Source organism: Emticicia sp. 21SJ11W-3 (assembly GCF_024138715.1).
In the GTDB taxonomy this organism is placed as follows: Bacteria; Bacteroidota; Bacteroidia; order Cytophagales; family Spirosomataceae; genus Emticicia; species Emticicia fluvialis.
This window is the reverse complement of the sequence record NZ_CP092074.1, coordinates 5045273-5067754: the sequence shown is the minus strand read 5'-3', so window position 1 is coordinate 5067754 and position 22482 is coordinate 5045273. Positions and strand designations below refer to the sequence as shown.

Genomic DNA, 22482 nt, shown 5'->3' with positions numbered 1-22482 from the left:
TGTTTAATCATTTTTATTAATTACAAATAAAAAGGCCATGAAAAAAACCATTCTGTTAGTATCAGGAATGTGTATGTTATCATTTGCATGTAGCAAAAATCAACCATTACTTGATGAAAAACTCTATGCTGAGTTGTGTATAAGCCCGGACAAATATCAATTACCTGTAAAGCAACTAGAGTATAAGAATAAGAACGCAGTGATAAAATATGGTACAGGGGTTTCGAATGCATATTTCTGGTATATTCAAATTGAAGGAAATGAAAAACAACTCTTTTCTCCTTGTGCATTCCCGGAAGCGTTCAAATGTGATGGAATGAAGGTAATAATTTCAGCTACTTCGTATAGCCTTAACTGTAAATCAGGAATACCTTGTGGAGCAGGGGCTAATACGCCCATTGTAATAGCGGAAATTAAGCAAAGAGAATAGGTAAGCATTTGTGAGTAATTATAAGTTTGAAGTGTTTTATTCAGAGGGATGAGGCCATCCAATGCCCTCATAAGAGTTCTATTGTTATATAGTCTAGTTTTCAAATCTTATTTTTCCATATTAAACCAACTTAATCTTCTTCCCATTCCCCGCAGCCTCATAAATAGCCGATAGTATCCGGGCATCTTTCAGCCCTTCTTCGCCTGATATATGGGGAGGGAATTGCTTGGTTTCCAGAAATTCCTTACAGATGGCTTCCAGCATATTGGCCTGATGATGCACAACGGGTAAGTGCAAATCGCCCTGGCTGGTGCGCCCTTTAATTGGCCCATAGCTGTAAGCCGGGCTCAGGTGCATAAAGCCTTTATCGGCCGTAATAAACAATTGCTCAATATTGGTTTTGTAAGATGTAAAACCGTTTACGGTTACGGCATCCGGAAAATCAAACTGCCACGATACAGACTCCTCTACATCTTTAAATCTTTCCTGGTCAGTAATCGGGCCAAACTGTGCCGTAACAGCCAAAGGCTCTTTACCTGTTACATAACGTGCTGCCTGCACGCAGTAAATGCCAACATCCATCAAAGGGCCGCCACCTGCCATGGCTTTTTTCAATCGCCATTGGGTCGGGTCGCCGATTCTGAAGCCAAAGTTTGACTGTATAAACCGCAGGTCTCCGAAAACCTTTTCCTGGCTCATCCTGATAACTTCTTTTGTAAAAGGTTCAAAGTGCATACGGTAGCCAACGCCCAGTTGTACGCCCGCATCTTTGCAGGCTTTTATCATTTCCTGGCACTCTTCTACACTATTGGCCATTGGTTTTTCGCACATAACGTGCTTGCCTGCTTTAGCAGCCCGAATCACAAACTCAGGGTGCATAGAATTAGGCAGCACCACATACACAATGTCAATGTCTTTATTATCTGCAATCTGGTCGAAATTCTGGTAGTTATACACATTCTTTTTCGGAATGTTATATTTCTTCATCCATTCTTCGGCTTTAGCGGGTGTACCTGTTACTATACCGGCCAGATAACAATTAGTGGTTTTTTCTAAACCAACCGCCAGTTGATTTTTGGCATAGCTGCCAAGCCCTACCAGGGCTATACCCAGTTTCCTGCCTTCATACTTTGGTTTAGACTCCGGAATACTCACAATGGAGGGGATGGCGAAGGCTGCCGCTGTGGTGCCAATACCCACACCCAGATTCTGGATAAACGAACGACGAGAAAGATTTTCAGCCATGTGTGTAAGGTTTTAATATTTATTTATCTACCTGATATGATACAAATGCCAGCTTTTTACCATCCGGCGACCAGCTGGGTACGTTGATTGTGCCCTGCCCACCGAAGAACACCGCAGTCAGATCCCTGATTTTTTTCGTTTTCAAGTTCATAATACGCAGTTTTACGTCTTTACCAAAAGGGTGTGTTGCTTTCTGGTCTTCTATATATGTAATAAAAACTATCTGCTTGCCATCAGGCGATGGATGAGCAAACCAGTTGCTGTAATCATCATAGGTTAGTTGTTCCTGATTACTGCCATCCGGGTTCATGCGGTATATATGCATTTTACCACTTCTGTGCGAGTTAAAATAAATGTACCTGCCATCGTAAGAGTATTCCGGGCCGTCGTCCAGGCTTGGTGCGTTGGTCAGTCTTTTTTCTTCTCCGCCGTTAACGGGTATGCTGTAAACATCAAATTCACCGTTTCTGGCGGCACAGTATACCAGTGTTTTTCCGTCCGGCGATATGCCATGCCAGTATGAAGGGGCTTTATCTGTAATTAGTTGTGGGGTGCCGCCTTGTAGTGGAAGCGTAAAAATGCGTGAAGAACCACCAGCGGTGCCTTGCATACGAGGGTCGTTATGGCTGATGATAAGCAACTTGCCATCAAAACTGATACCGTGGTCGTTATTGCATTTGTTGGCAAAACCGGTGTCAATTTTACCCAGTTTCTCACCATTCAAGGCTATTTTTTCTAATAAACCACCCGAGTTAATGATAAAGTACTTTCCGTCTCTCGACCAGTTGGGGGCTTCAAAGTGGCGTTTTTCTTTAATTACTACCGTTCTTTTACCGGTTTCAATATCAATGGTTTCAAGGGTACTCTCTACATTTGGGGGGGCTTGTGCATAAACAGTAAGGGGAAAAACAAAAAGTAAGAGTTTCATAGCATTGAGTATAAGGCATTTAAGGATTTGAACAGAAATCAAATATACTCAATTTGCGTTGATACCCCAACCCCTACAAGACCGAATTTTCGGGTTTGCCGCCTAACTTATACGGATAATCGGTAGTGTAGTGCAAACCGCGGCTTTCTTTGCGCTTCATGGCGCATTTAATTACCAGTTCGGCACATTGTACCAGGTTTCGCAGTTCGCAAAGCTTTACCGATAGCTTGGTTTTTTTATAAAACTCTTCTGTTTCGTCTTTAATTAGCTTTAAACGCCGAAATGCCCTTTCTAGTCTGAAATCAGAGCGTACAATACCTACATAATCAGACATCATTCTTTGCAGTTCGCGCAGGTTATGGGTAACCAGAATTTCTTCGTTCGACTGCTCGGTTCCGAACTCGTTCCAGTCGGGTACGTTTTCCTGAAATCTTATTTTATCTACTTCATCAATAGCCATGAGTGCTATTCTGTTACCGAAAACGGCCGCTTCTAGCAACGAATTAGAAGCCAGGCGGTTGGCGCCATGCAGGCCGGTTGAAGAACATTCACCACAGGCAAACAGTCTCTGAATAGTAGAACGGCCGAACTCATCAACCAAGATACCTCCGCACAAATAATGGGCTGCAGGTACAACCGGAATCATGTCTCGGGTAATGTCAATACCAATGCTCAGGCATTTTTCGTAGATATTAGGAAAGTGCTGCAGAATTAGTTCTTTTGGTTTGAACGATATGTCGAGGTAAACATGGTCTTCCCCCGATTTTTTCATTTCGGCATCTATTGAGCGTGCCACTATATCGCGGGGTGCCAGTGAGCCGCGGGGGGCGTAGTTTTGCATAAACTCTTCACCCTTTTTGTTTTTAAGCACTCCTCCCTCGCCTCTTACGGCCTCAGTAATCAGAAAACTCGGGTATTCGCCGGGATTGTAAAGAGAGGTGGGATGAAACTGAATCATCTCCATATCGCGCACACGGCCTTTGGCTCTGTAAACCATAGCAATGCCGTCTCCGGTAGCTATCACGGGGTTAGTTGTGGCCGAATAAATGTTGCCAGCCCCACCCGTAGCCATTAGTGTAACCTTAGATAGAATGGTTTCTACCTGGCCTGTATGCACATTGAGCGCATATACACCAAAGCAGTTAATGTCGTTGGTTTCGCGGGTAACCTCAACTCCTAAATGGTGCTGAGTGATTATTTCTACGGCATAATAATGTGTCAGAATCTCAATATTCTCATTTTTCTCCACCTGCTCCAGCAGTGCCCTTTCAATCTCTTTGCCCGTTACGTCTTTATAATGCAGTATTCTTTTTTCAGAATGCCCCCCTTCGCGTGTCAAATCATATTCAGAGCCATGTTTATCAAAATTAGTACCATAATCAATCAATTCCTGAATACGGTCTGGCCCTTCTGTTACAACAATTTCTACGGTTTTTCTGTCGCAGAGTCCGTCTCCGGCAATAAGGGTATCGTTGATGTGTTTTTCAAAAGAATCGGTTTCGGGGTCAAAAACAGCAGCAATGCCACCCTGCGCATATTTAGTATTGGTTTCGTCGGCATTTACTTTCGTTAAAATCAAAACCTTTCCTTTAGCGGCAGCTTTCAGTGCAAAGCTTAAACCCGCAATACCGGAACCAATCACTAAAAAATCTACTTTTCGCATGAGATAAAATTCGAATAATTTTCAATAGAACAAGTGTGTGCGGCAATCTGTTTCAAATCTTAAACACCTGTTGCGTTTAATTGTTCAGGCGTACAAAGCCACCGTCAATCAGGTAATCGCAGCCGGTAATGAATCCGGCCTCGTCTGAACACAGATAAACCGCCAGCGAGCCAATCTCTTCAGGCTTAGCCATGCGGCCTATGGGCTGGGTTTTTGAAAGTTTATCGAACATTTCTTTTTCTTTTCCCGGATACGTTTTTTTCAGAAAACCATCTACAAAAGGCGTATGTACCCGTGCCGGAGAAATACTATTGCAGCGGATATTATATTTCAGGTAATCTTTTGCTACCTGCAGGGTCATGGTATAAACAGCGCCTTTGCTCATAGAGTAGGCAAACCTGTCTGGTATACCCACTGTTGCTGCAATTGAGGCCATGTTCAGTATTACACCGCCTTTGTTTTTCAAATGCGGTATAACCGCCTGCAGGCAATTGTAAGTACCTTTTACGTTTACATTAAAAACCTTCTCAAAATCTTCTTCGCTGGTGGTTTCCACGTTTCCTATGTGTGCTATACCCGCGTTATTAACCAGAATATCAATGGTGTTTTCTTTGGCTATTTTATCAATTACCTTTTTTACCTCTTTCTGTTTCGAAATATCAACTTTATGAAAATAGGCTTCACCTCCATTGGCGTTTATGAGGTCGGCTTCACGCTCGGCCTGGTCAATGTTCAATTCAAATATGTGTACGGTTGCTCCTTGTTTGGCGAATAATCTGGAAATGGAAAGACCTATGCCGCTTGCTCCTCCGGTTACGATAGCTACTTTATTGTCAAGACGAAACATCTTAAAGAAATTTATGGATTAAAGTTTGTTTACCTGCGTAAATTTTCGTCAAAATTAGCAGTCAATTCGGTAAGTAAAAATATTTATAAATACATTTGTCAAAATGCCAATGCTTATTCTTGAGTCTGGCCATCAGAAAAGTTTTAACCGACATAAATATTATTTGAAAATATTATGAAAATTCAATTTCACGGAGCCGCACAGCGCGTAACGGGTAGCAAACACCTGATTACTACCCGAAAAGGAACCAGAATTTTGTTAGACTGCGGATTATTTCAGGGAATTAACACTTCTGACCTGAACCTGCAGTTTGGGTTTGACCCCAAAGAAATTGATGTGCTGGTGCTGAGCCACGCACATATAGACCACACGGGTCTGGTGCCTAGATTAGTGAAAAAGGGCTTTAAAGGCGATATATATGCCACTTATGCCACCAAAGACCTTTGTGAAATAATGTTGTTCGATTCGGCCTACATACAGGAAAAAGACCTGGAGCGGATTAACGAAAGAAGGCAAAAGAGAGGCGAACCCTTACTGGAACTGCTTTATGACGAAGAAGACGTAAAAGCGGCCCTTGCGTTATTCAAAACGGTTGATTACCACACCCCGTTTTATCTGGAAGAGGGCGTTAAGGTGGAGTATTTTGACAGCGGCCACATTTTGGGCAGCGCTGGTATTTACCTGACATTTGAAGAAGCCGAAGAAACCAAAACAATATTTTTTACCGGTGATGTCGGTCGGCCGAATGATAAAATCCTGCGTAGCCCTGAGCCATTCCCACAGGCAGATTACATTATATGTGAATCAACCTACGGCGACCGCCTGCATGAGCCTGAAATAGACATGAAAGCGCACCTTTTGAAAGTGGTGCATGACACCTGCGTGGTACGGCAGGGTAAGTTGATAATACCGGCCTTTGCCGTAGACCGCACACAAGAGCTGGTATATGCCCTTGACCAGCTATATACTGAGGGGAAACTCCCCAAAATACCAGTATATGTAGACAGCCCGCTGGCCGTTAAAGCCACTATGGTAATGAAGCGGAATGAGTCATGCTTTAACCCGGAAATACTGGGCTATATAAAACATGACGGCGATGCCTTCGGCTTTGATAACCTGCATTACATCAGCGAGGTAAACCAGTCTAAAGCGCTGAACGCCTCTAAAGAACCCTGCGTCATTATTTCGGCGTCGGGCATGGCAGAGGCAGGGCGAATCAAGCATCATATTGCCAATAATATAGAAAACCACAATAACACCATATTGCTGGTAGGTTATTGCTCGCCCGAAAGCCTGGGTGCGGCTTTGAAGCTTCAACCCAAGCACGTTAAAATTTTTGGAGAAGTACACCGGGTAAACGCGCACATAGAAATAATGGATTCTTTTTCAGCCCATGCCGATTACTCAGAACTGATAGCCTACCTGGGCTGCCAGAATGCCTCAAAAGTAAAGCAACTGTTTTTGGTGCACGGCGATTTGCCCAGTCAGCTGGCGTTTAAAAACCGCCTGATGCTGGCAGGGTTTAATCAGATTCTGATACCGGCGCAGGGTGAAATATTCAATTTATAGTAGCTGGCTGCCGCAGTGTAAATCGGGCTTGCAGATAAATTGGGGCAATACGCAGGTATAAGCAGATTGTATTTTCGGGAATCAAGAATTAAATCATACCTTTGCAGGAGATTTCAGATGTGACAGTTTTTTGGCATCTTTGCACTTCAATGCCCGTTTTAACAGCAATTTTAATATAATTCCTAATGAAAATCGCCATTCACGGTCGAAAATTCAATGTGGAGTCTGTACCTCATGTACAGCAGGTTTTTGATGAACTAGACAAACATCAGGTTGAAATCCAGCTGTCAGAGTCCTTCAAACGTATTTTGCTGCAATCGGGCATCCAGCTGAAGTGTAAAAATGTGTACACCTCATCGCAGGAAATTTTCAACGCCGACCTCGCCTTCAGCCTGGGCGGAGACGGTACCTTCCTGGAGACGCTGTCGCACGTGGGCAAGCGCGAGATTCCCATTCTGGGTTTTAATTTTGGCCGTCTGGGTTTTCTGGCGGCGGTCTCTTATGAGCAGATTGAAACCACTATTGGCCAGCTGGTAAACGGCCAGTACGACATTGATGAGCGAACCATGCTGTGCGCGTCGTCAGACGCTGAAATATTTGAAGAAGGCATGAATTTTGCGTTGAACGAAGTGGCCATATCTAAAACAGATACGTCGTCAATGATAGTGGTGCATGCCTACATTAACGGCGAATTTCTGAATACATATTGGGCTGACGGCCTGATGGTAGCAACAGCAACGGGCTCAACCGGATACTCGCTCAGCTGTGGCGGGCCTTTGGTAATGCCGCATTCTGCCAATTTTATAATAACGCCTATTTGCCCGCATAACCTCTTTGTGAGGCCCATGATTGTGTCTGACAGCAGCGTTATTTCTTTAAAAGTAGAAAGCCGCAGTAATAATTATCTGGTGTCTATGGACTCGCGCGCCAAAATCATTGCAACAGAAGACGACAACACCATTGTTGTGAAAAAGGAGAGCTTCAAAGCCAGAATGATTCGTATTGATGGCAATAATTTTCTGAACACCCTCAGAAATAAACTTAAATGGGGTGTAGATGCCCGTAACTGATAATATTTTATTTGAACATACGTTAACTATTTCAGACTAGCTTTGCTAATTTAGATGAAAACTCACAACATGAAAAAAGCATTATTAAGCGGTGTGCTGTGTATTTCTTTGTTACTGACGGGTATATCAGAATCCAACGCGCAGTTAAACATTTTTAGTAATAAAAATAAGATGTATCAGTATTCGACCGTTGGAATCGGAGTTGGTTCATCACATTATTTCGGAGACTTGTCGCCTTACGGTACATTCTATTATGGTTTGATTACCAATGTACGCTGGAACGGCACACTTAATTATACATGGCATTTTTCGTCGCAGGTAGCTGCCAGGTTTTCATTTACTTATGCCCGGATAGCCGGCGACGACTATACTTATGGAAAAAGAGATTTAGACAGGTTTTACAAAACATACATGAGAAACCTGCATTTCAGAAACGATATAAAAGAGTTTACCGTATCGGGCTTGTTTAATCTTTTGCCGTCGGCAGCCAAAGGGCAAAAGAACAGAAATCTGGTTATGCCTTATGCCGTTTTAGGAATTGGGTTTTATGCCCATAACCCCAAAGCCAGAGAGTCAGCAACAGATGCAACAGGCGGCTATAAAGGATTAGGCAAATGGATTCCTCTGAAAGATTTACAGACATCAGGCCAGGGGTCGGGTGGGCCAAAGCCGTACTCTTTAGTTCAGGCGGTAGTTCCGGTAGGTTTAGGCTTTAAAATAAGAGTAAACCAGAAGTTTGATATAAACCTGGAAGGCGGCTTCAGAATAACTCCGTTTGATTATCTGGATGATGTAGGGGATGCCACATACCCGGCTACTTATCCTTCGCCTGAATCAGCGGCGTTCTCAAACAGATATTCTGAGAATTTTTCAGCAGCTACCGGCAAGAGCCGTGTGGAAGATTTCCAGTACATTGTTCAAACTAAATTTGGTGCGCCAGCAGGCCAGACGCCTTTTGTTAATGGTAGCGGCTATTCAGCAGGTACCGTGAGAGGCGGCTCAAGATGGGACAGCTATTTCCTGAGCCAAATTACATTGAGTTATATTATTGGCGATGGCATCAAATGCCCGCCACTCAGATAAAATTGTTTTATTTTTAGTATAAAATTCTGGTGAAAAAAAGTCTTGTACTGGTAATACTCATTGCGGCTTTGCCCAAACTACATGCACAGATATTTGAAATCGGCGCAGGTGTAGGCGGGCTTAACTATAAAGGAGACGTACTACCCAAATATAAACCCTTTGTGGTTGACCCTGGTGCTAACCTATTCGGGCGGATGAACATAAGCCGCTCCATATCATTAAAGGCTAACGTAGTTGCCGGCAGGGTTCATGCAAATGACAGCGACATGGACGATGTGTATCACAGAACACGGGGTTTTAATTTTAATGCCAGAATTTTAGAAATGGGTGGCCAGATTGAATATAATTTTCTGAACTTCCGGACCAGCTCTTCCCGTAATGCTACTAACTGGTCTCCTTATGTTTTTGGCGGCGCTGCTTTTACCATTCGTTCTACTAATTACAATATCAGAAGTTATTCAGATATTTTACTGCCTTCATTTTATTATACCAGCGGATACAGCGATACCCGTACCAATGCCTGGATTCTCGGTATTGGATTTAAAAAAGAACTGAGCCCGCATTGGAACTGGGGAATGGAGTTTGGCACGCGCTGGATTAACGATGACTTTGTGGATGGCCTGGGCTATAACAAAGATGGTGTCTATAACACTAATTTAAACACAGGTATTGATGATATAGTAAAATATAACCTTAAAACACAAGTACCCGGAACAAGAACAAAAGACATGTACTACTATACCAATTTCAGTATCAGTTATGTATTTTACAAGATTTATTGCCCTCCGGTTAGACGATAAATTTTCTGTTTTATGTACTTTGGCGAAAGATTCTGCTGTTTTTTGTTAAAAAATTATAACAAAAGTCTACAAATCGGTAAAAACTTATCAATGACAGTTCTTTTTTCCTAACTTTGCAATCCTTTTCATCAATTGACACTACGTTTGGTTGATAATTCACCATTGATAATAGTTTTTTTACGTGAAAGAAAACATTAATTTAAGCAATTTACCCAAACACATAGCCGTTATAATGGATGGCAACGGTCGATGGGCTAAAAAGCAGGGTGCCATGCGTATTTTCGGGCATCATCATGGTATCAAGGCAGTGAGAGAGTCAGTTGAAGCCTGTGTAGAGCTTGGTGTAAAATACCTTACTTTATACACGTTTTCAACAGAAAACTGGAACCGGCCGAAGCTTGAAGTTGACGGTATCATGCAATTGCTTATCAGAACCATTGGTGAAGAAGTACCCGACCTAAACAAGAATAATGTTCGTCTGAAAGCTATCGGAGACCTGGACTCACTACCCAAATCTGCGCAGAAGAAATTAAAAGAATCAATAGAGCTGACTAAAAGCAATACAGGCCTTACCTTAACACTGGCACTAAGTTATAGTGGCAAATGGGAGATAGTAGAAGTTGCCAGAAAAATTGCACGGCAGGTAAAAGATGGTAAACTGGCTCTTGAAGACATAAACGAAGATGTATTTGCTCAGTTTCTGGCTACCGGCGACGCCCCTGACGTGGATCTGATGATTCGTACAGGCGGCGACCACCGCATCAGTAATTATCTGCTCTGGCAACTGGCCTATGCAGAATTGTATTTCATAGACGATTTATTTTGGCCCGAATTTCGCAAACAACACCTGTTCGAGGCGATTTATCAATACCAGCAGCGCGAAAGACGCTTCGGAAAAACAAGTGAGCAATTACCTCCTGTCTTAAAAGAGGTATAAAAAATAAAATGATGATCTTTACAAGTAAAAAGTATCAGTTTAACCAACCCTTTTCCGGGATACCCACTATCAGATTAAAAAAAGGCTTCCTTTTTATTGCACTTTTGTTTTCTTCAACAGAAATTTTTGCTCAATTAAGAATTGGTGTTGGGCGGCAGGGCGCGCAGTCTGCCAATGGCGTTAGCTATGAACGGCCTCAGGAATACACCATATCAAAAATTACTGTCAGCGGCGTTAAATTCCTCGACCCAAACACCCTTATCTCAGTTTCAGGGCTGAACGTAAACGATAAGATTTCCATTCCCGGCGAAAGAATCAGTACGGCAATCCGCAGGCTGATGGAGCAGGGTATCATTGAAGACGTAGCCATTAACATTGTTAAAATAGAAGGTGGAAAAGTAGAGCTGGATATCAACCTGCGCGAAAGACCCCGCCTAAATAAATTTACCTTTAAAGGTATACGTAAAGGCGAAATTGAAACCGTAAGCGACAAGGTGAAATCGAATAAGGGAAAAGTAATAACCGATGCCCTTATCAAAAATATTCAGCTTACTATCAAGAAAATCTATGTCGATAAAGGGTTTCTTAATACCAATGTTCAAATCAAACAGGTATCAGATACCATCAGAGCAAACAATGCCACCTTGATTGTAAGTATTGATAAGAAAAAGAAAGTAAAAATAAACGATATCAAACTGAATGGCGTAGAAGAGATGCCAGACTGGCGCGTATTGGCCAAGCTGAAAAGTACCAAAATAAAAGCGCCGCTGAGAATTTTTACACCTTCAAAATTTGTACCTAAAAAGTTTGAAGAAGATAAACAGAAACTGGTAGAATACTATAACAAAAAAGGGTATCGTGACGCCCAGGTTACGTCAGACTCGGTGTATTCGCCAGATGGTCGCAACCTGAATATTGTGCTGAATATTAACGAAGGCCATAAATTTTATTACCGTAAAATTACCTGGACAGGTAACTACCTCCGTAAAACTGAAGACCTGCAAAGAATACTGGGTGTTGAGAAGGGAGACGTATATAACCCTGAAGATTTAAATAAACGCATAAACGGGATTCCGCAGGGAGACGTGAGTTCTATGTATATGGACGACGGCTACCTGTTCTTTAGCTGTACGCCGATTGAAGTAGCCGTTGATGGCGACTCGATTGATATCGAAATGCGTATCATTGAAGGCAAGCAGGCTACCATTAACCGTATCATTCTGAATGGTAATACTAAAACAAGCGACCACGTAATCATGAGAGAGCTATTGACCCGTCCGGGTCAGAAATTCAGCAAAACTGAATTGATAGAGTCTCAACAGATACTGGCCCGTATGAACTACTTTGACCCACAGAAAATTGAGCCAAAGCCTATTCCTCAGGCAGATGGCACAGTTGATATTGAATATAACGTTGAAGAAAAACCAAGTGATAACATTGAGCTTTCTGGCGGTTGGGGTGGTTTGCAGGGTTTTGTGGGTACTTTTGGGGTTGTGTTCAATAACTTTTCTGCAAAAAATATCACCAACCTGAACAAATGGCGGCCGTTACCTGCCGGAGACGGCCAAAAACTGGCATTGCGTGTGCAAGCCAGCGGCAGGTTCTATCAAACCTACTCTGTTTCATTTACAGAGCCCTGGCTGGGTGGCAAAAAACCAAACTCATTTACAGTGAGTGTCTTCCATACTTCGTCTGACAACCGTGCGTATCAGAGAGCGCTTGAAAGACAATACGGAGCCAATTCGCCTTATCTTTCAATGTTAGGCGGGGCAAGTATTTATAACGGGTACTTTAAAAACACCGGGGCGTCGCTTACGTATGGTAAACGCCTTAACTGGCCCGACAGAAACTTCAGTTTCAATGCTTCGTTGTCTTACCAGAGATATAATGTAGATAACAGTTACTTTATTCCGGGTTTCCAGAAGGGGGTAGCGAACGACCTGTCGTTGATTACGGCCATATCAAGATATGCGCTTGATAACCCGCAGTTTACACGTTCTGGCTCTCAGTTTACTTTATCGGCTACGTTTAACCCGCCTTACTCAATTCTGAGAGGCACACCAACCACCGACAAATTTAAGTGGATTGAAGGGCATAAATGGATGTTTGATGGCGATTGGTATACGCCAATTGTAGGTAAGTTTATCTTGCACGCCAAAGCTAACCTTGGTTTCCTTGGTAAATACAGCTCTGGTTCAGACTACAGCCCGTTTGGCCGTTTCATTCTCGGAGGAGCCGGTCTGGGTATGCAGAATGCCATGAACGTAGGTGCTGAACTGATAGGTTTGCGCGGATACGACGAAGGCGTTGTACATGAGCTGTCGATGGATGAGGCCGAAAGATATAGAAAAGGAGAAATCACACTAAGCCGTCTGGGTGGTTTGGCTTACAGTAAATATACAGCCGAAATCCGCTACCCGGTATCATTGAACCCTCAGGCAACTATATTCTTGCAGGTGTTTGCCGAAGCCGGTAACAGCTGGGGTAGTTATAAAGATATTAACCCGTTCAAGTTACGTCGTACTGCCGGTGTGGGCGCCAGGATTTTCATGCCTGCCTTTGGTTTGCTTGGTCTTGACTTCGGACAAGGGTTTGACCCGATTCCGGGTATCCCGAACCGAGGTTTAAAATCGTTCACGTTCAGTATTGGTCAGCAAATCAGATAACAAAGGGCTTTTTTGTTAATATCTGTTAATAGTATACCAGCCCTGACTGAACGGCGTTAATAAGGCAATTAAGAGCAGAAAAAGACGTTAGTATTTAACCAGAGAAGAAAATATTATCCATTCGTAATTAATTTTGAATGAAAAAGACAATAATTTTGCTATTTTTGGCACTCTTTTCTATTCAGTCTTTTGCACAAAAGTTTGGGTACATTGATTCGGAGTTCATTACCAGCAAGATGCCCGAATACAAAAAAGCCCAGGACGAGATGGAGAAATATTCTGAAAAATGGGTGCTGGATGTGCAGGGCAAGTACGAAGAGTTAGAAAAAATGCGGCAGCAGTTTCAACGGGAAGAGATTCTCCTGACAGCCGAGATGAAGCGTGAGCGGCAGAAAGCGCTGGATGATAAAGAAAAAGAAGTAAAAGAGTTAAACAACAAAGTTTTTGGAATGAACGGTCTTTTATTTGCCAAAAAAAAGGAAATAATGAAGCCAATCATGGACGACATCTACAAAGCTTGTGAGAAAGTTGCCCGCCAGAAACAATTAATGTTTATATTTGACAAGGCCTCAGATATGAGCATGATTTACACCGACCCCCGCCACGATTACACAGATTATGTAATGGAGGCCCTGGGGATTTCCTTAAAGGAAGATAAAAATCAAAATAACCAAGTAACCAAACCAAAAAAATAGTAACAAAATGAAAACAAAGCTTTTTGCCTCGTTGATTGCGGCTTTAATGTTTGTCGGTATTACTGCGAATGCTCAACAAAAAATCGGATATACTAACGTAGATTTTATTCTTAACAACTTACCCGATGCTAAAGATATAGAAACAAAATTGAAAACCGAAAAAGCACAATACGACAAATTGTTGCAGGATAAAATCACGGATTTTCAAAAGAAATATGAAGATTACCAAAAAAACCAGGCAACTATGTCGCCGGTAATCAGAGCTGACCGCGAGAAAGAATTGACAAACCAAAACAATGCAATTCAGGAATTTCAACAAAATTCTGAAACTGCTTTGCAACAAAAACAACAACAATTGTTGGCTCCGGTTTTAGATAAAATTGACAAAACTATTAAAGAAGTAGCTAAAGAAAGCGGTTATGTGTATGTATTTAATACAGATGCAGGCCCTGGTACTACGCCTATCTTGTTGGTTGCTCCTGATGCTGATAATATCTCAGACCTGGTTTTCAAAAAATTAGGTGTTACGCCTCCTGCCAAACAAGCAGCTGGTAATACAACAACGGCCCCGGCGACTACTCCTGCTCCTAAGAAAAACTAATTTCATTAAGGGCATTGCATAAAAAAAGGTCTTTGTAAAACTACAGAGACCTTTTTTTATGGGGTTTAAAATGGCTGTTAATTTACTTCAGCGGCCAGTTTATCAATGTTTTTCGACAGGCTTTCCACTACATTTCTGCTATTTGCATCTTTAGCGTTGGCACGGGCATTACCAAGTGTAGTTTTAGCCTGAGCAATTTCCTGCTTTGCTTTGGCTTTATCGCCTGCTTTTTTATACAAACGAGCCGACTCATATCTGTAATTGGTAAGGTCTTGGGCTGAGCTCAACTGGGGCTGTGCTACATTCAGCCAGTTTCTTACCTGCGCAGCGTATTTTCCGTCAGGGAAATTATTATTGTAAAACGTTACGTAATAAACCAGCATTTGCGGCTGCTTTGTCTGGCTCACCTGGTTCTGTATAAAGGTAAAGGCTTTGTCTTGGCCCTGCTCACGAATCATGGCCTGTGCCTCAATGTGCCAGGTATTGCTGGTTATGTATTGCCCCGCACCTACAAGGGTCATGTACTGTTTAATTTTATTTACCTTAGCCATTGAGTATTTGCTGGCTTTGGGGCTATAAATGGCCATCTGTATCAGCAGGGCCATAGCGTTGGTTTCATTGCCTGCATGCCCGTCTTCTCCTTCATATTTACGGGCCGTGCCCAGATTCTTCATCCAGAATTCGGCAAAGCCGTTATCCATATCCATTACACATTTTTTGGCTATAGCCCAGCTTTCTTTTGACCCCAGTTTGTCTTTCGGATACACCGCATACAAATCATTGGCAATTCTTAAATTTCGGGTAGTGTCTCTTGTAAGCCTGTATTGGTAACTCAGGTCTATCATTGAGTTTACGTCGCGGGTACCGGCCAGATATTTTTTCCAGGCGTTGGCTGTTTGTCTCTCGGGGTCAAGCGCAGTTTTGCCATGTTGTATCAGGCTTCCGGGCGTATTGATAGGGTCGTTAAGATAAATGATGTTCTGGTTGTTATCAAAAAACAAAAAGAGCGGATAGCTTAGCAGATAGATTTTTTTGTCGTTCAGAAACTTTACCTGCCGCGCATCGCTCAGATTCAGCTTGAAATTGATAAAATTCTGGTTATAAAACTTGCCCACTTCATTATCTTTCAAGGTTGGTTCCAGCTTCATACAAATGGGGCAGCTGGGATGATAGCATTCAACAAAAACCGGTTTGTTCTGAGCTTTCGCCTTGGCAAAGGCAGTCTCTATGGTGGGTTCCCACATAATGCCCTGTGCCAATGCCAGGGTCTGAAAAAATAATAAAGTTGCCGACAGTAATAATGTTTTTTTCATTGAAACGGTGCTTGTCAAAAGCGGTATTTAGTGTAATACTTTTTAAATGGTTTTGCTATTACAGCAACAGTAATTGCTTACAGCTACAAACAGTAAAGGTAATAGATTCAGAGCAATAGTTTATAAAAATAAAGCCATCAAACGCGTTAACGTTGATGGCTTTGAAAAATGTAATGATTACTTTCAGGCCAGTTCTTTCTGTACTTTTTCCAATAGCTTTTTGGTGGCTTTTATGCCATCTGCATTGGGGAGGTAACTGGTGTCTCCGCCCAGGTCTCTCATCAGGCCTCCTTCATATTCTATACCTACATAGCCGCCTGTCCAGCCGGAAGCCTTAATAATTTTAAATATTCTGATGAAATCAGTATCTACATCTTCTCCATCAGGGCCAAATTTATGGGTTTTGGCGCTTATGCCTTTGGCATAAGGCATCATTTTCTGTACGCCGTCATACTTGTCATGCTCTTTTACGCATTTAGTAGCCATAATACCTTTCAGATCCATAGTGGCAGGCTTGCTTCTTTCAGCACAGAAGTTACCAAAGTCAGGCAAAAAGCCTTTGTTTTTTGCTTTTACCTGTTTCATCACACTCACCAGCCAGTCGGGGTCGGTTGAATATCCGAAGTGATTTTCTACAATTACATTCAGGCCAGCTTTGGCTGCGAAATCGCATAGTTTCTGATACCCGTCGGCAGCGGCTTTGCCTACTTCTTCCATGCTTCCTTCTTCGCCTTTACCCGATAGTGCCGACATGGCATCACCCCAGTTAACTCTGATAGACGTGCAACCCAGATATTTTGCGGCCTCTACCCATCCGTAATGGGCTTCTACTGCTTTCTGGCGCTTGGCAGCATCCAGCGATGCAATGTTCTCACCGTCTACCATAATCAGGTGGTTTTTCATGCCCAGGTCATCGCAGCGCTGTTTCAGTTCTTTCATATAGGCCTGGTCGGAATGTTTATTGTTGAAAAAACCTGAAACGTATTCAAGGACAGAAATACCAAATTCGGTTTTGGCTCTGGCCGGAAAATCCATGTTTTTCATTTTGCCGGTATATAACTCTGAAGCGAAAGAGAACTCAGCCAGTGAGATTTCGAAGGTGAATTTTTTTGCTGATTCAGCTGCTAAAAGGGTATCGGGTAACATGCTTGACAAGCCTAGACCTGCTGTAGCAAGGCCTAACTGGCTCAGAAATTGACGACGTGTATTCATGAGTTGATTATTAAATGATGGATATTTCTGAAATTAAGGTTCGAAGGTTACTGAAAAAGGCACAAACAAAGCGCCCTTTGATTTATCGTTTTTGAAAACAAAGTACAAATCACTGAAACCATTAGTGGCCGGAATACGCACCTGGTAAGTCTTGGGCGGTTTCGCACCCGAGAAGGCGTTCATGTCGTCACTAGGCTCAACAAAATCTGTTTTGCCCAATAACGGCCCATCCGGCGAACCGGTATGCACTTCTACAATTCCGCCTTGTGCGTTTAGCTGTTGCTTAGGGGCTGCTATTATGAAGCGCAGGGTTTTTACGTCTGTGAGGTCAATGTTCTTGAAGGCCGCATAGGTATTGGCCGCCGTTACGATCAACAGATTGGTTTCGCCCATCTTGAATTTCATAATGTTTTTTGATGTTTCCGGGGCTTGCCCAAGTAATATGGTAGGGCTTTGCAGCACCACTGTTTTTTCGGTGGTTTGTGCAGGCAGCCCGTTGGCGCCTTTGTCTGTATAAGAGGCCTTAACTTTAAAGACGCCTTTTCCGGCGTCGGCCCCTTCTGGTATTCTGGTTGCAAACGTGCCTTTGGGCGGTAACAAAGCAGGAGGTGTTTGCTTATCTGCCAGACTCAGGATATATTTTACCATTTGTCCGGCTTCGGGCAAGCCAATATTCGGATGGGCCGACATGGCCACGTCGCCCCATACACCTGCGCCACCTTTAATGATTTTGTCAGATAAAACAGCAACGGCATTACTATTGGTCTTATACTTTTTGGATACCTCAGTAAATGCGGGGCCGATTGATTTTTTATCCTGAAAATGGCAGGCTTTGCAATCGCTTTTGTCAATCAGGTTTTTGCCTGCTGTAAAAGTAACCGGCGCTGCCTGATGCCCCTGAACTTGTGGGCCATCTTCGGCATCCTGATAAATAGCCGTAATTTTCACTTTGGCGGCCGGTATACGTTTATTGTCAAGGCTGCCATCTTCTTTGTCAGATACCTTCACTTCGTAAGGCACTTCTTTGTCAGGGAAAAAGAAGGTCTGGTTGCCACTCAAAAGCGCAAGCGAAACCTGTGGTGGCTCGTTTCCGGCCTTGATAATCAGTTCTTTGGTATCTTTAAGGCCTTGGGCATCTGTTACCGTTAGTGCCGCCTTATAAGTGCCCAGCTTACTGAAAGTATAGGTAGGGTTTGGGTCGGTAAGTATTATCGGATTGCCACCCGCTTGCGGCGTTATTTTCCATTCATATTTCAGGGCATCATTATCATAATCTTTTGTTCCTTCTGACGAAAACGTCACTTTAAGTGGTAAAGCACCGGCCTGTTTATCTGCCGTTGCCATTACCATTGGTTTGCGATTACCGCCGTTGTATTCAATTCTTACAAGTTTTGATTCCGGATTGGCCACAAACCAACCCTGGCCGTATTCCAGTATATACATATCCCCATTCGGCCCAAAAGCCATGTCAATGGGGTGTTCCAGTTTCAGATTAGGTAAAAAACGCTCCATTTTTACGTAATCGCCCTGCTCGTTCATTGTTACGGCAATTATCCAGTCGCGCATCCATTCATAAATAAACAGCTTATTATTATAGTAATCAGGAAATGCATGTTTGGCACCGGCAAACAATTCTTTTCTATAAACCGGGCCTGCCATTGCACTGCGGCCACCCGAACCAAAGAGCGGAAACTTCTTTGATTCTGCTGCCGGATACCACAGAAAAGCTTTCTGCGCAGGGGGCAGCTCTTGCAGACCGGTATTATTAGGAGAATTATTAATTGGTTTTTCAGGATTAAATTTATCGCCCGATTTCTGGCTGGCAAAATCAAAGTCCCAATAAGCTTTATTGTCGCCCACAAAATAGGGCCAGCCAAAATTACCTGCCTTACGGGCCTGCCCAAACTCGTCTTCAGCTGCCGGGCCAAGGCCTGTTGAGTCTTTTCCGGCATCGGGGCCTACGTCTCCCCAATACAAAAAGCCATTCTTTTTATCAACCGATATTCTGTAAGGGTTTCTGTGGCCCATGGTATATATCTCAGGGCGTGTTTTAGGTGTGCCTTTCGGAAACAGGTTACCGTCGGGAATGGTATAGCTGCCATCGGCTTCAGGGTGAATACGGATAATCTTGCCTCTGAGGTCATTGGTGTTCGCAGAAGACTTCTGCGCATCGTAAGGGCTGCGACCGGGGCGCTCATCAATGGGCGCATAGCCGTCAGATGCCCTCGGGCTGGTGTTATCGCCGGTTGAAAGATACAGATTCCCGGCAGAGTCCCAGTCAATTGAGCCACCGGTATGGCAGCATTGGTCTCTTTGGGTGGGTATTTCCAGCATTACCTTTTTACTGTTCATGTCTAGCGTGTTGCCTTTCAATTCAAAACGTGCCAGAACGTTTTTGGGGTCACTTCCGGCCGGAGAGTAATACAGATAAACCCAGTGGTTTTTCGCAAAGTTGGGGTCAATGTTTAGTCCCAGTAATCCATCCTCTGCCTCAGGCTGCCCGCCATCAGCAAAATTGTACTTGGTACTAACCTGAATAGTGGCAATAGTAGTAGTTTTTCTGGTAAGGGGGCTGTACATCTTTACCAGCCCGTGGCGTTCAATAAATAGCACGCGTTCGTCTGGTAGCACAGCCAGCTCAAGCGGCTCATTCAGGTTTTCGGTAAGGGTTACTTTCTGAAAGCGGTTTTCTTCAGGCACCTGCGCCAGCATAGCCAGTGGCATTATGCCTAACAAAAGGCCTTTGATAATTGTTCTCATAATTTCAATCAGGTTTTATTACAGTTTCGGGGTGATAGTTTGTTCTTTCAAACTTTGCGCTCAGGCGGTAAAAGGTTCGCCTATATCAATTTTGCTAACCGTAAAACAAAATAAGGCGGCTGAGCAAAATAGGTATAAAAGGCAGGGTTGAATATAAAAGAGACAAGTAATAGGATTTTTCTGATTTTAAAAATAACTATGTTAATGTGTAAAAACTACGCAATAATAGAGAATTTTTCAATGTGTACAATAAACACAAAGAATTTTTTTATTTTTGGGCTGAAACCAACACTGATATGGACCCACGACTAAAACAATATCTGGAAGCTACATTAAAAGAAGTATCAATTGATTGTGTGATTTTTGGATTTCATGCCGGAGAACTGAAGGTGCTGCTGCTTAAATGGAAGGGAACCGACTCCTGGAGCCTTCCGGGTGGGCGTATTTATCTGGACGAGGCCGTTAATGATGCGGTTATCAGAATTTTGCAGGAAAGAACAGGGCTTAAAGAGATTTTTCTACAACAGTTTTACACTTTCGGAGAAACTGACCGCTATAAGAAATTTGACCCGGAGGTATTGATGAGTAAAATGGAGCAGACTTTCGGCAAACATTTTTATGACGAGAAATACATGAAACGCAACGTGTCTATCGGCTATATGGCACTGGTTGAATTTGAGCAGGTAATGGCTACCCCTGACTGGTACACAGATGAATGCCGCTGGTGGGAGATTTCGGCCATACCTGATTTACTTTTTGACCACAACTATATGATTGAAATGGCCCTGAAAGCACTGCGCAGACAAGTGAGTTATCAGCCGATAGGCTATAACCTTTTGCCGGAAAAATTTACCATGCCCGAACTGCAAAGGCTTTATGAAACTATTCTGGGTAAACAGCTAGACCGACGGAATTTCCAGAAGCTGGTGTTAAGTTATGATATTCTGGAAAAACTACCTGAAAAACGAACAGGCGGGGCCTTTAAATCACCGTTCTTATACAGGTTTGATAAAGAGAAATATGATAGAGCGGTAAGAAATGAAATATTGTTTACTATATAAAAGCAAAAGAGGCGCATGATGAAATTTGCGCCTCTGGTAATAATATTTTATTTCTCCCAGTCGAACGACCGTTTCACCGCTTTTTTCCAGCCTTTGTAGAGTTTGTTTCTTTCTAAGGCTTTCATTTTGGGTTTCCAGGTCTTGTCTACACCCCAGTTTTGTATCAGATCGTCGAAGTTTTTCCAATATCCTACGGCTAAACCTGCGGCATAGGCTGCCCCTAGGGCGGTGGTTTCAATCATGGTAGGGCGAATGACCGGAACCTTCAGCATATCAGATTGAAACTGCATCAGCAATTCATTTACTACCATGCCGCCATCTACTCTTAAAGAGCGTATTTCAATGCCCGAGTCGTTTTCCATGGCATTGAGTACATCTTTTGTCTGATAGGCAGTAGCTTCTAATACCGCACGTGCAATGTGGCCTTTGTTTACATAGCGGGTCAGGCCAGCCATTACGCCTCTGGCCGATGACTTCCAGTAGGGGGCATACAGGCCAGAGAAAGCCGGTACAAAATAGGCTCCGCCATTGTCATCAACACTTTTGGCTAAAGGTTCAATATCAGTACTTTCTTTAATAATACCCAGGTTGTCGCGCAGCCATTGCACCAATGCACCTGCAATAGCCACCGACCCTTCCAGCGCATAATGCACTGGCTGGTTTTCAAACTGATACGCCACAGTGGTTAATAATCCGTGTTTAGAGGGTACCAGTTCAGTGCCTGTGTTCATGAGCATAAAGCAGCCGGTACCATAGGTATTTTTTGCTTCGCCTGCTTCAAAGCAGGTTTGCCCCACAAGGGCGGCCTGTTGGTCGCCGAGGTCTCCGGCAAGCGGAATCCCAGCCAGTACCTCTGATGTAATGCGGCCATATACCTTACTGCTCGGCTCTATTTTAGGTAGCATCTGCAATGGAATATTCATAATCTCTGCCATTTCAGCATCCCATGCCATCGACTTCAGATTCATTAATTGTGTCCGGCTGGCATTGGTAACATCAGTTATGTGCAAACCGTCGTTAATGCCTCCTGTCAGGTTCCAGATAAGGTAGGTATCCATATTACCAAAAATGGCATTTCCTTTTTCGGCATCCTCTCTCACCCCCGGTACATTGTCGAGAATCCACTTGATTTTCAGGCCACTGAAATAGGTAGCCAGCGGCAGACCGGTGCGGTCCTGAAAAAACGCTGATCCGTGGCTTCTGGTGAGCGCTTTTACGGTTTCATCTACACGGGTATCTTGCCAAACCAGTGCGTTGTAATAGGCTTTACCGGTGCGTTTGTTCCATACAACTGTGGTTTCTCGTTGGTTGGTAATACCGCAGGCGGCAATGTCTTCTGTTTTAATGCTTTTTTCTATGCGGGCTCTGGCAATAACTTCCAGCGTGTTTTTCCAGATTTCCTCCGGATTATGCTCAACCCAACCGGGCTTAGGATATATCTGTTCATGTTCTTTTTGTCCAACCGAAACGATATTCCCTTTGCGGTCGAAGATAATACAGCGGGTACTGGTTGTACCCTGGTCGATAGATGCAATGTACTTCATAGAGATTGAATAGTAGTGTTGATATAGCAAAGGCAGGAATAAACCCTGCCTTTGTTTT

General features: G+C 43.2%; 18 protein-coding genes. 10 read left to right on the top strand and 8 right to left on the bottom strand.

The genetic code is table 11. The annotated features are described in order from the left end of the window. Positions 1–37: 37 nt before the first annotated feature. Positions 38–430, top strand: a complete 393-nt coding sequence (locus tag MB380_RS21430; protein ID WP_253531640.1) for a hypothetical protein — start codon at positions 38–40, stop codon at positions 428–430. A gap of 120 nt (positions 431–550) precedes the next feature. On the opposite strand, the gene MB380_RS21425 is transcribed toward MB380_RS21430, so the two are convergent. The 4 genes from MB380_RS21425 to MB380_RS21410 form a co-directional block, all read right to left on the bottom strand. Further along, entirely contained in the window at positions 551–1675 is a 1125-nt protein-coding gene (locus MB380_RS21425) for a Gfo/Idh/MocA family protein (protein ID WP_253531638.1), read from the bottom strand. 19 nt (positions 1676–1694) lie between these two features. After that, positions 1695–2603 carry a DUF5050 domain-containing protein gene (locus MB380_RS21420; RefSeq protein ID WP_253531636.1) on the bottom strand — a complete coding sequence of 303 codons (909 nt, stop codon included), beginning with the start codon at positions 2601–2603 and terminating at the stop codon, positions 1695–1697. A 73-nt stretch (positions 2604–2676) separates the two neighbouring features. Then, a complete protein-coding gene (gene nadB, locus MB380_RS21415; RefSeq protein WP_253531635.1) occupies positions 2677–4266 on the bottom strand; it encodes an L-aspartate oxidase in 1590 nt (529 codons plus the stop codon). Positions 4267–4342: 76 nt separating this feature from the next. Next, positions 4343–5113, bottom strand: a complete 771-nt coding sequence (locus MB380_RS21410) for an SDR family NAD(P)-dependent oxidoreductase (protein WP_253531633.1) — start codon at positions 5111–5113, stop codon at positions 4343–4345. A 174-nt stretch (positions 5114–5287) separates the two neighbouring features. Between MB380_RS21410 and MB380_RS21405 the strand changes: the two genes are divergently transcribed. The 8 genes from MB380_RS21405 (at position 5288) to MB380_RS21370 (ending at position 14534) form a co-directional block, all read left to right on the top strand. Next, positions 5288–6682: an MBL fold metallo-hydrolase RNA specificity domain-containing protein gene (locus tag MB380_RS21405; RefSeq protein WP_253531631.1), complete on the top strand. Its 1395-nt coding sequence runs from the start codon at positions 5288–5290 to the stop codon at positions 6680–6682. Positions 6683–6867: 185 nt separating this feature from the next. After that, positions 6868–7752, top strand: a complete 885-nt coding sequence (locus tag MB380_RS21400) for an NAD kinase (protein WP_253531629.1) — start codon at positions 6868–6870, stop codon at positions 7750–7752. Between the two features lie 69 nt (positions 7753–7821). Then, positions 7822–8835 (top strand): DUF6089 family protein, encoded by a 1014-nt coding sequence (locus tag MB380_RS21395; RefSeq protein WP_101724822.1) that lies wholly within the window; start codon positions 7822–7824, stop codon positions 8833–8835. A 29-nt stretch (positions 8836–8864) separates the two neighbouring features. Further along, positions 8865–9635 carry a DUF6089 family protein gene (locus MB380_RS21390; protein WP_253531626.1) on the top strand — a complete coding sequence of 257 codons (771 nt, stop codon included), beginning with the start codon at positions 8865–8867 and terminating at the stop codon, positions 9633–9635. A 181-nt stretch (positions 9636–9816) separates the two neighbouring features. Beyond that, positions 9817–10572, top strand: a complete 756-nt coding sequence (locus tag MB380_RS21385; protein WP_253531623.1) for an isoprenyl transferase — start codon at positions 9817–9819, stop codon at positions 10570–10572. An 11-nt stretch (positions 10573–10583) separates the two neighbouring features. Further along, positions 10584–13238, top strand: coding sequence for an outer membrane protein assembly factor BamA (gene bamA / locus MB380_RS21380; protein ID WP_409014716.1), 2655 nt, complete (start codon positions 10584–10586; stop codon positions 13236–13238). A 137-nt stretch (positions 13239–13375) separates the two neighbouring features. Beyond that, on the top strand, positions 13376–13933 hold the full coding sequence (locus tag MB380_RS21375; RefSeq protein ID WP_101724818.1) for an OmpH family outer membrane protein: 558 nt from the start codon (positions 13376–13378) through the stop codon (positions 13931–13933). 7 nt (positions 13934–13940) lie between these two features. Next, a complete protein-coding gene (locus MB380_RS21370; protein WP_101724817.1) occupies positions 13941–14534 on the top strand; it encodes an OmpH family outer membrane protein in 594 nt (197 codons plus the stop codon). A gap of 77 nt (positions 14535–14611) precedes the next feature. On the opposite strand, the gene MB380_RS21365 is transcribed toward MB380_RS21370, so the two are convergent. The 3 genes from MB380_RS21365 to MB380_RS21355 all read right to left on the bottom strand — a co-directional run bounded on the left by MB380_RS21365 (position 14612) and on the right by MB380_RS21355 (position 19819). Next, a complete protein-coding gene (locus MB380_RS21365; RefSeq protein ID WP_253531617.1) occupies positions 14612–15847 on the bottom strand; it encodes a thioredoxin family protein in 1236 nt (411 codons plus the stop codon). A gap of 183 nt (positions 15848–16030) precedes the next feature. Further along, positions 16031–17059: a sugar phosphate isomerase/epimerase gene (locus MB380_RS21360; protein ID WP_253531614.1), complete on the bottom strand. Its 1029-nt coding sequence runs from the start codon at positions 17057–17059 to the stop codon at positions 16031–16033. Positions 17060–17092: 33 nt separating this feature from the next. Beyond that, the gene (locus MB380_RS21355; RefSeq protein ID WP_253531611.1) at positions 17093–19819 is read right to left on the bottom strand and encodes a PQQ-dependent sugar dehydrogenase; all 2727 of its coding nucleotides are present in this window, start codon (positions 19817–19819) and stop codon (positions 17093–17095) included. Positions 19820–20115: 296 nt separating this feature from the next. Between MB380_RS21355 and MB380_RS21350 the strand changes: the two genes are divergently transcribed. Next, the gene (locus MB380_RS21350; protein ID WP_253531608.1) at positions 20116–20880 is read left to right on the top strand and encodes an NrtR DNA-binding winged helix domain-containing protein; all 765 of its coding nucleotides are present in this window, start codon (positions 20116–20118) and stop codon (positions 20878–20880) included. A 47-nt stretch (positions 20881–20927) separates the two neighbouring features. Here MB380_RS21350 and glpK read toward each other — a convergent pair whose 3' ends face one another. Then, complete coding sequence (gene glpK / locus MB380_RS21345; protein WP_253531605.1) at positions 20928–22424, bottom strand: glycerol kinase GlpK; 1497 nt, start codon at positions 22422–22424, stop codon at positions 20928–20930. Positions 22425–22482: the final 58 nt, after the last annotated feature.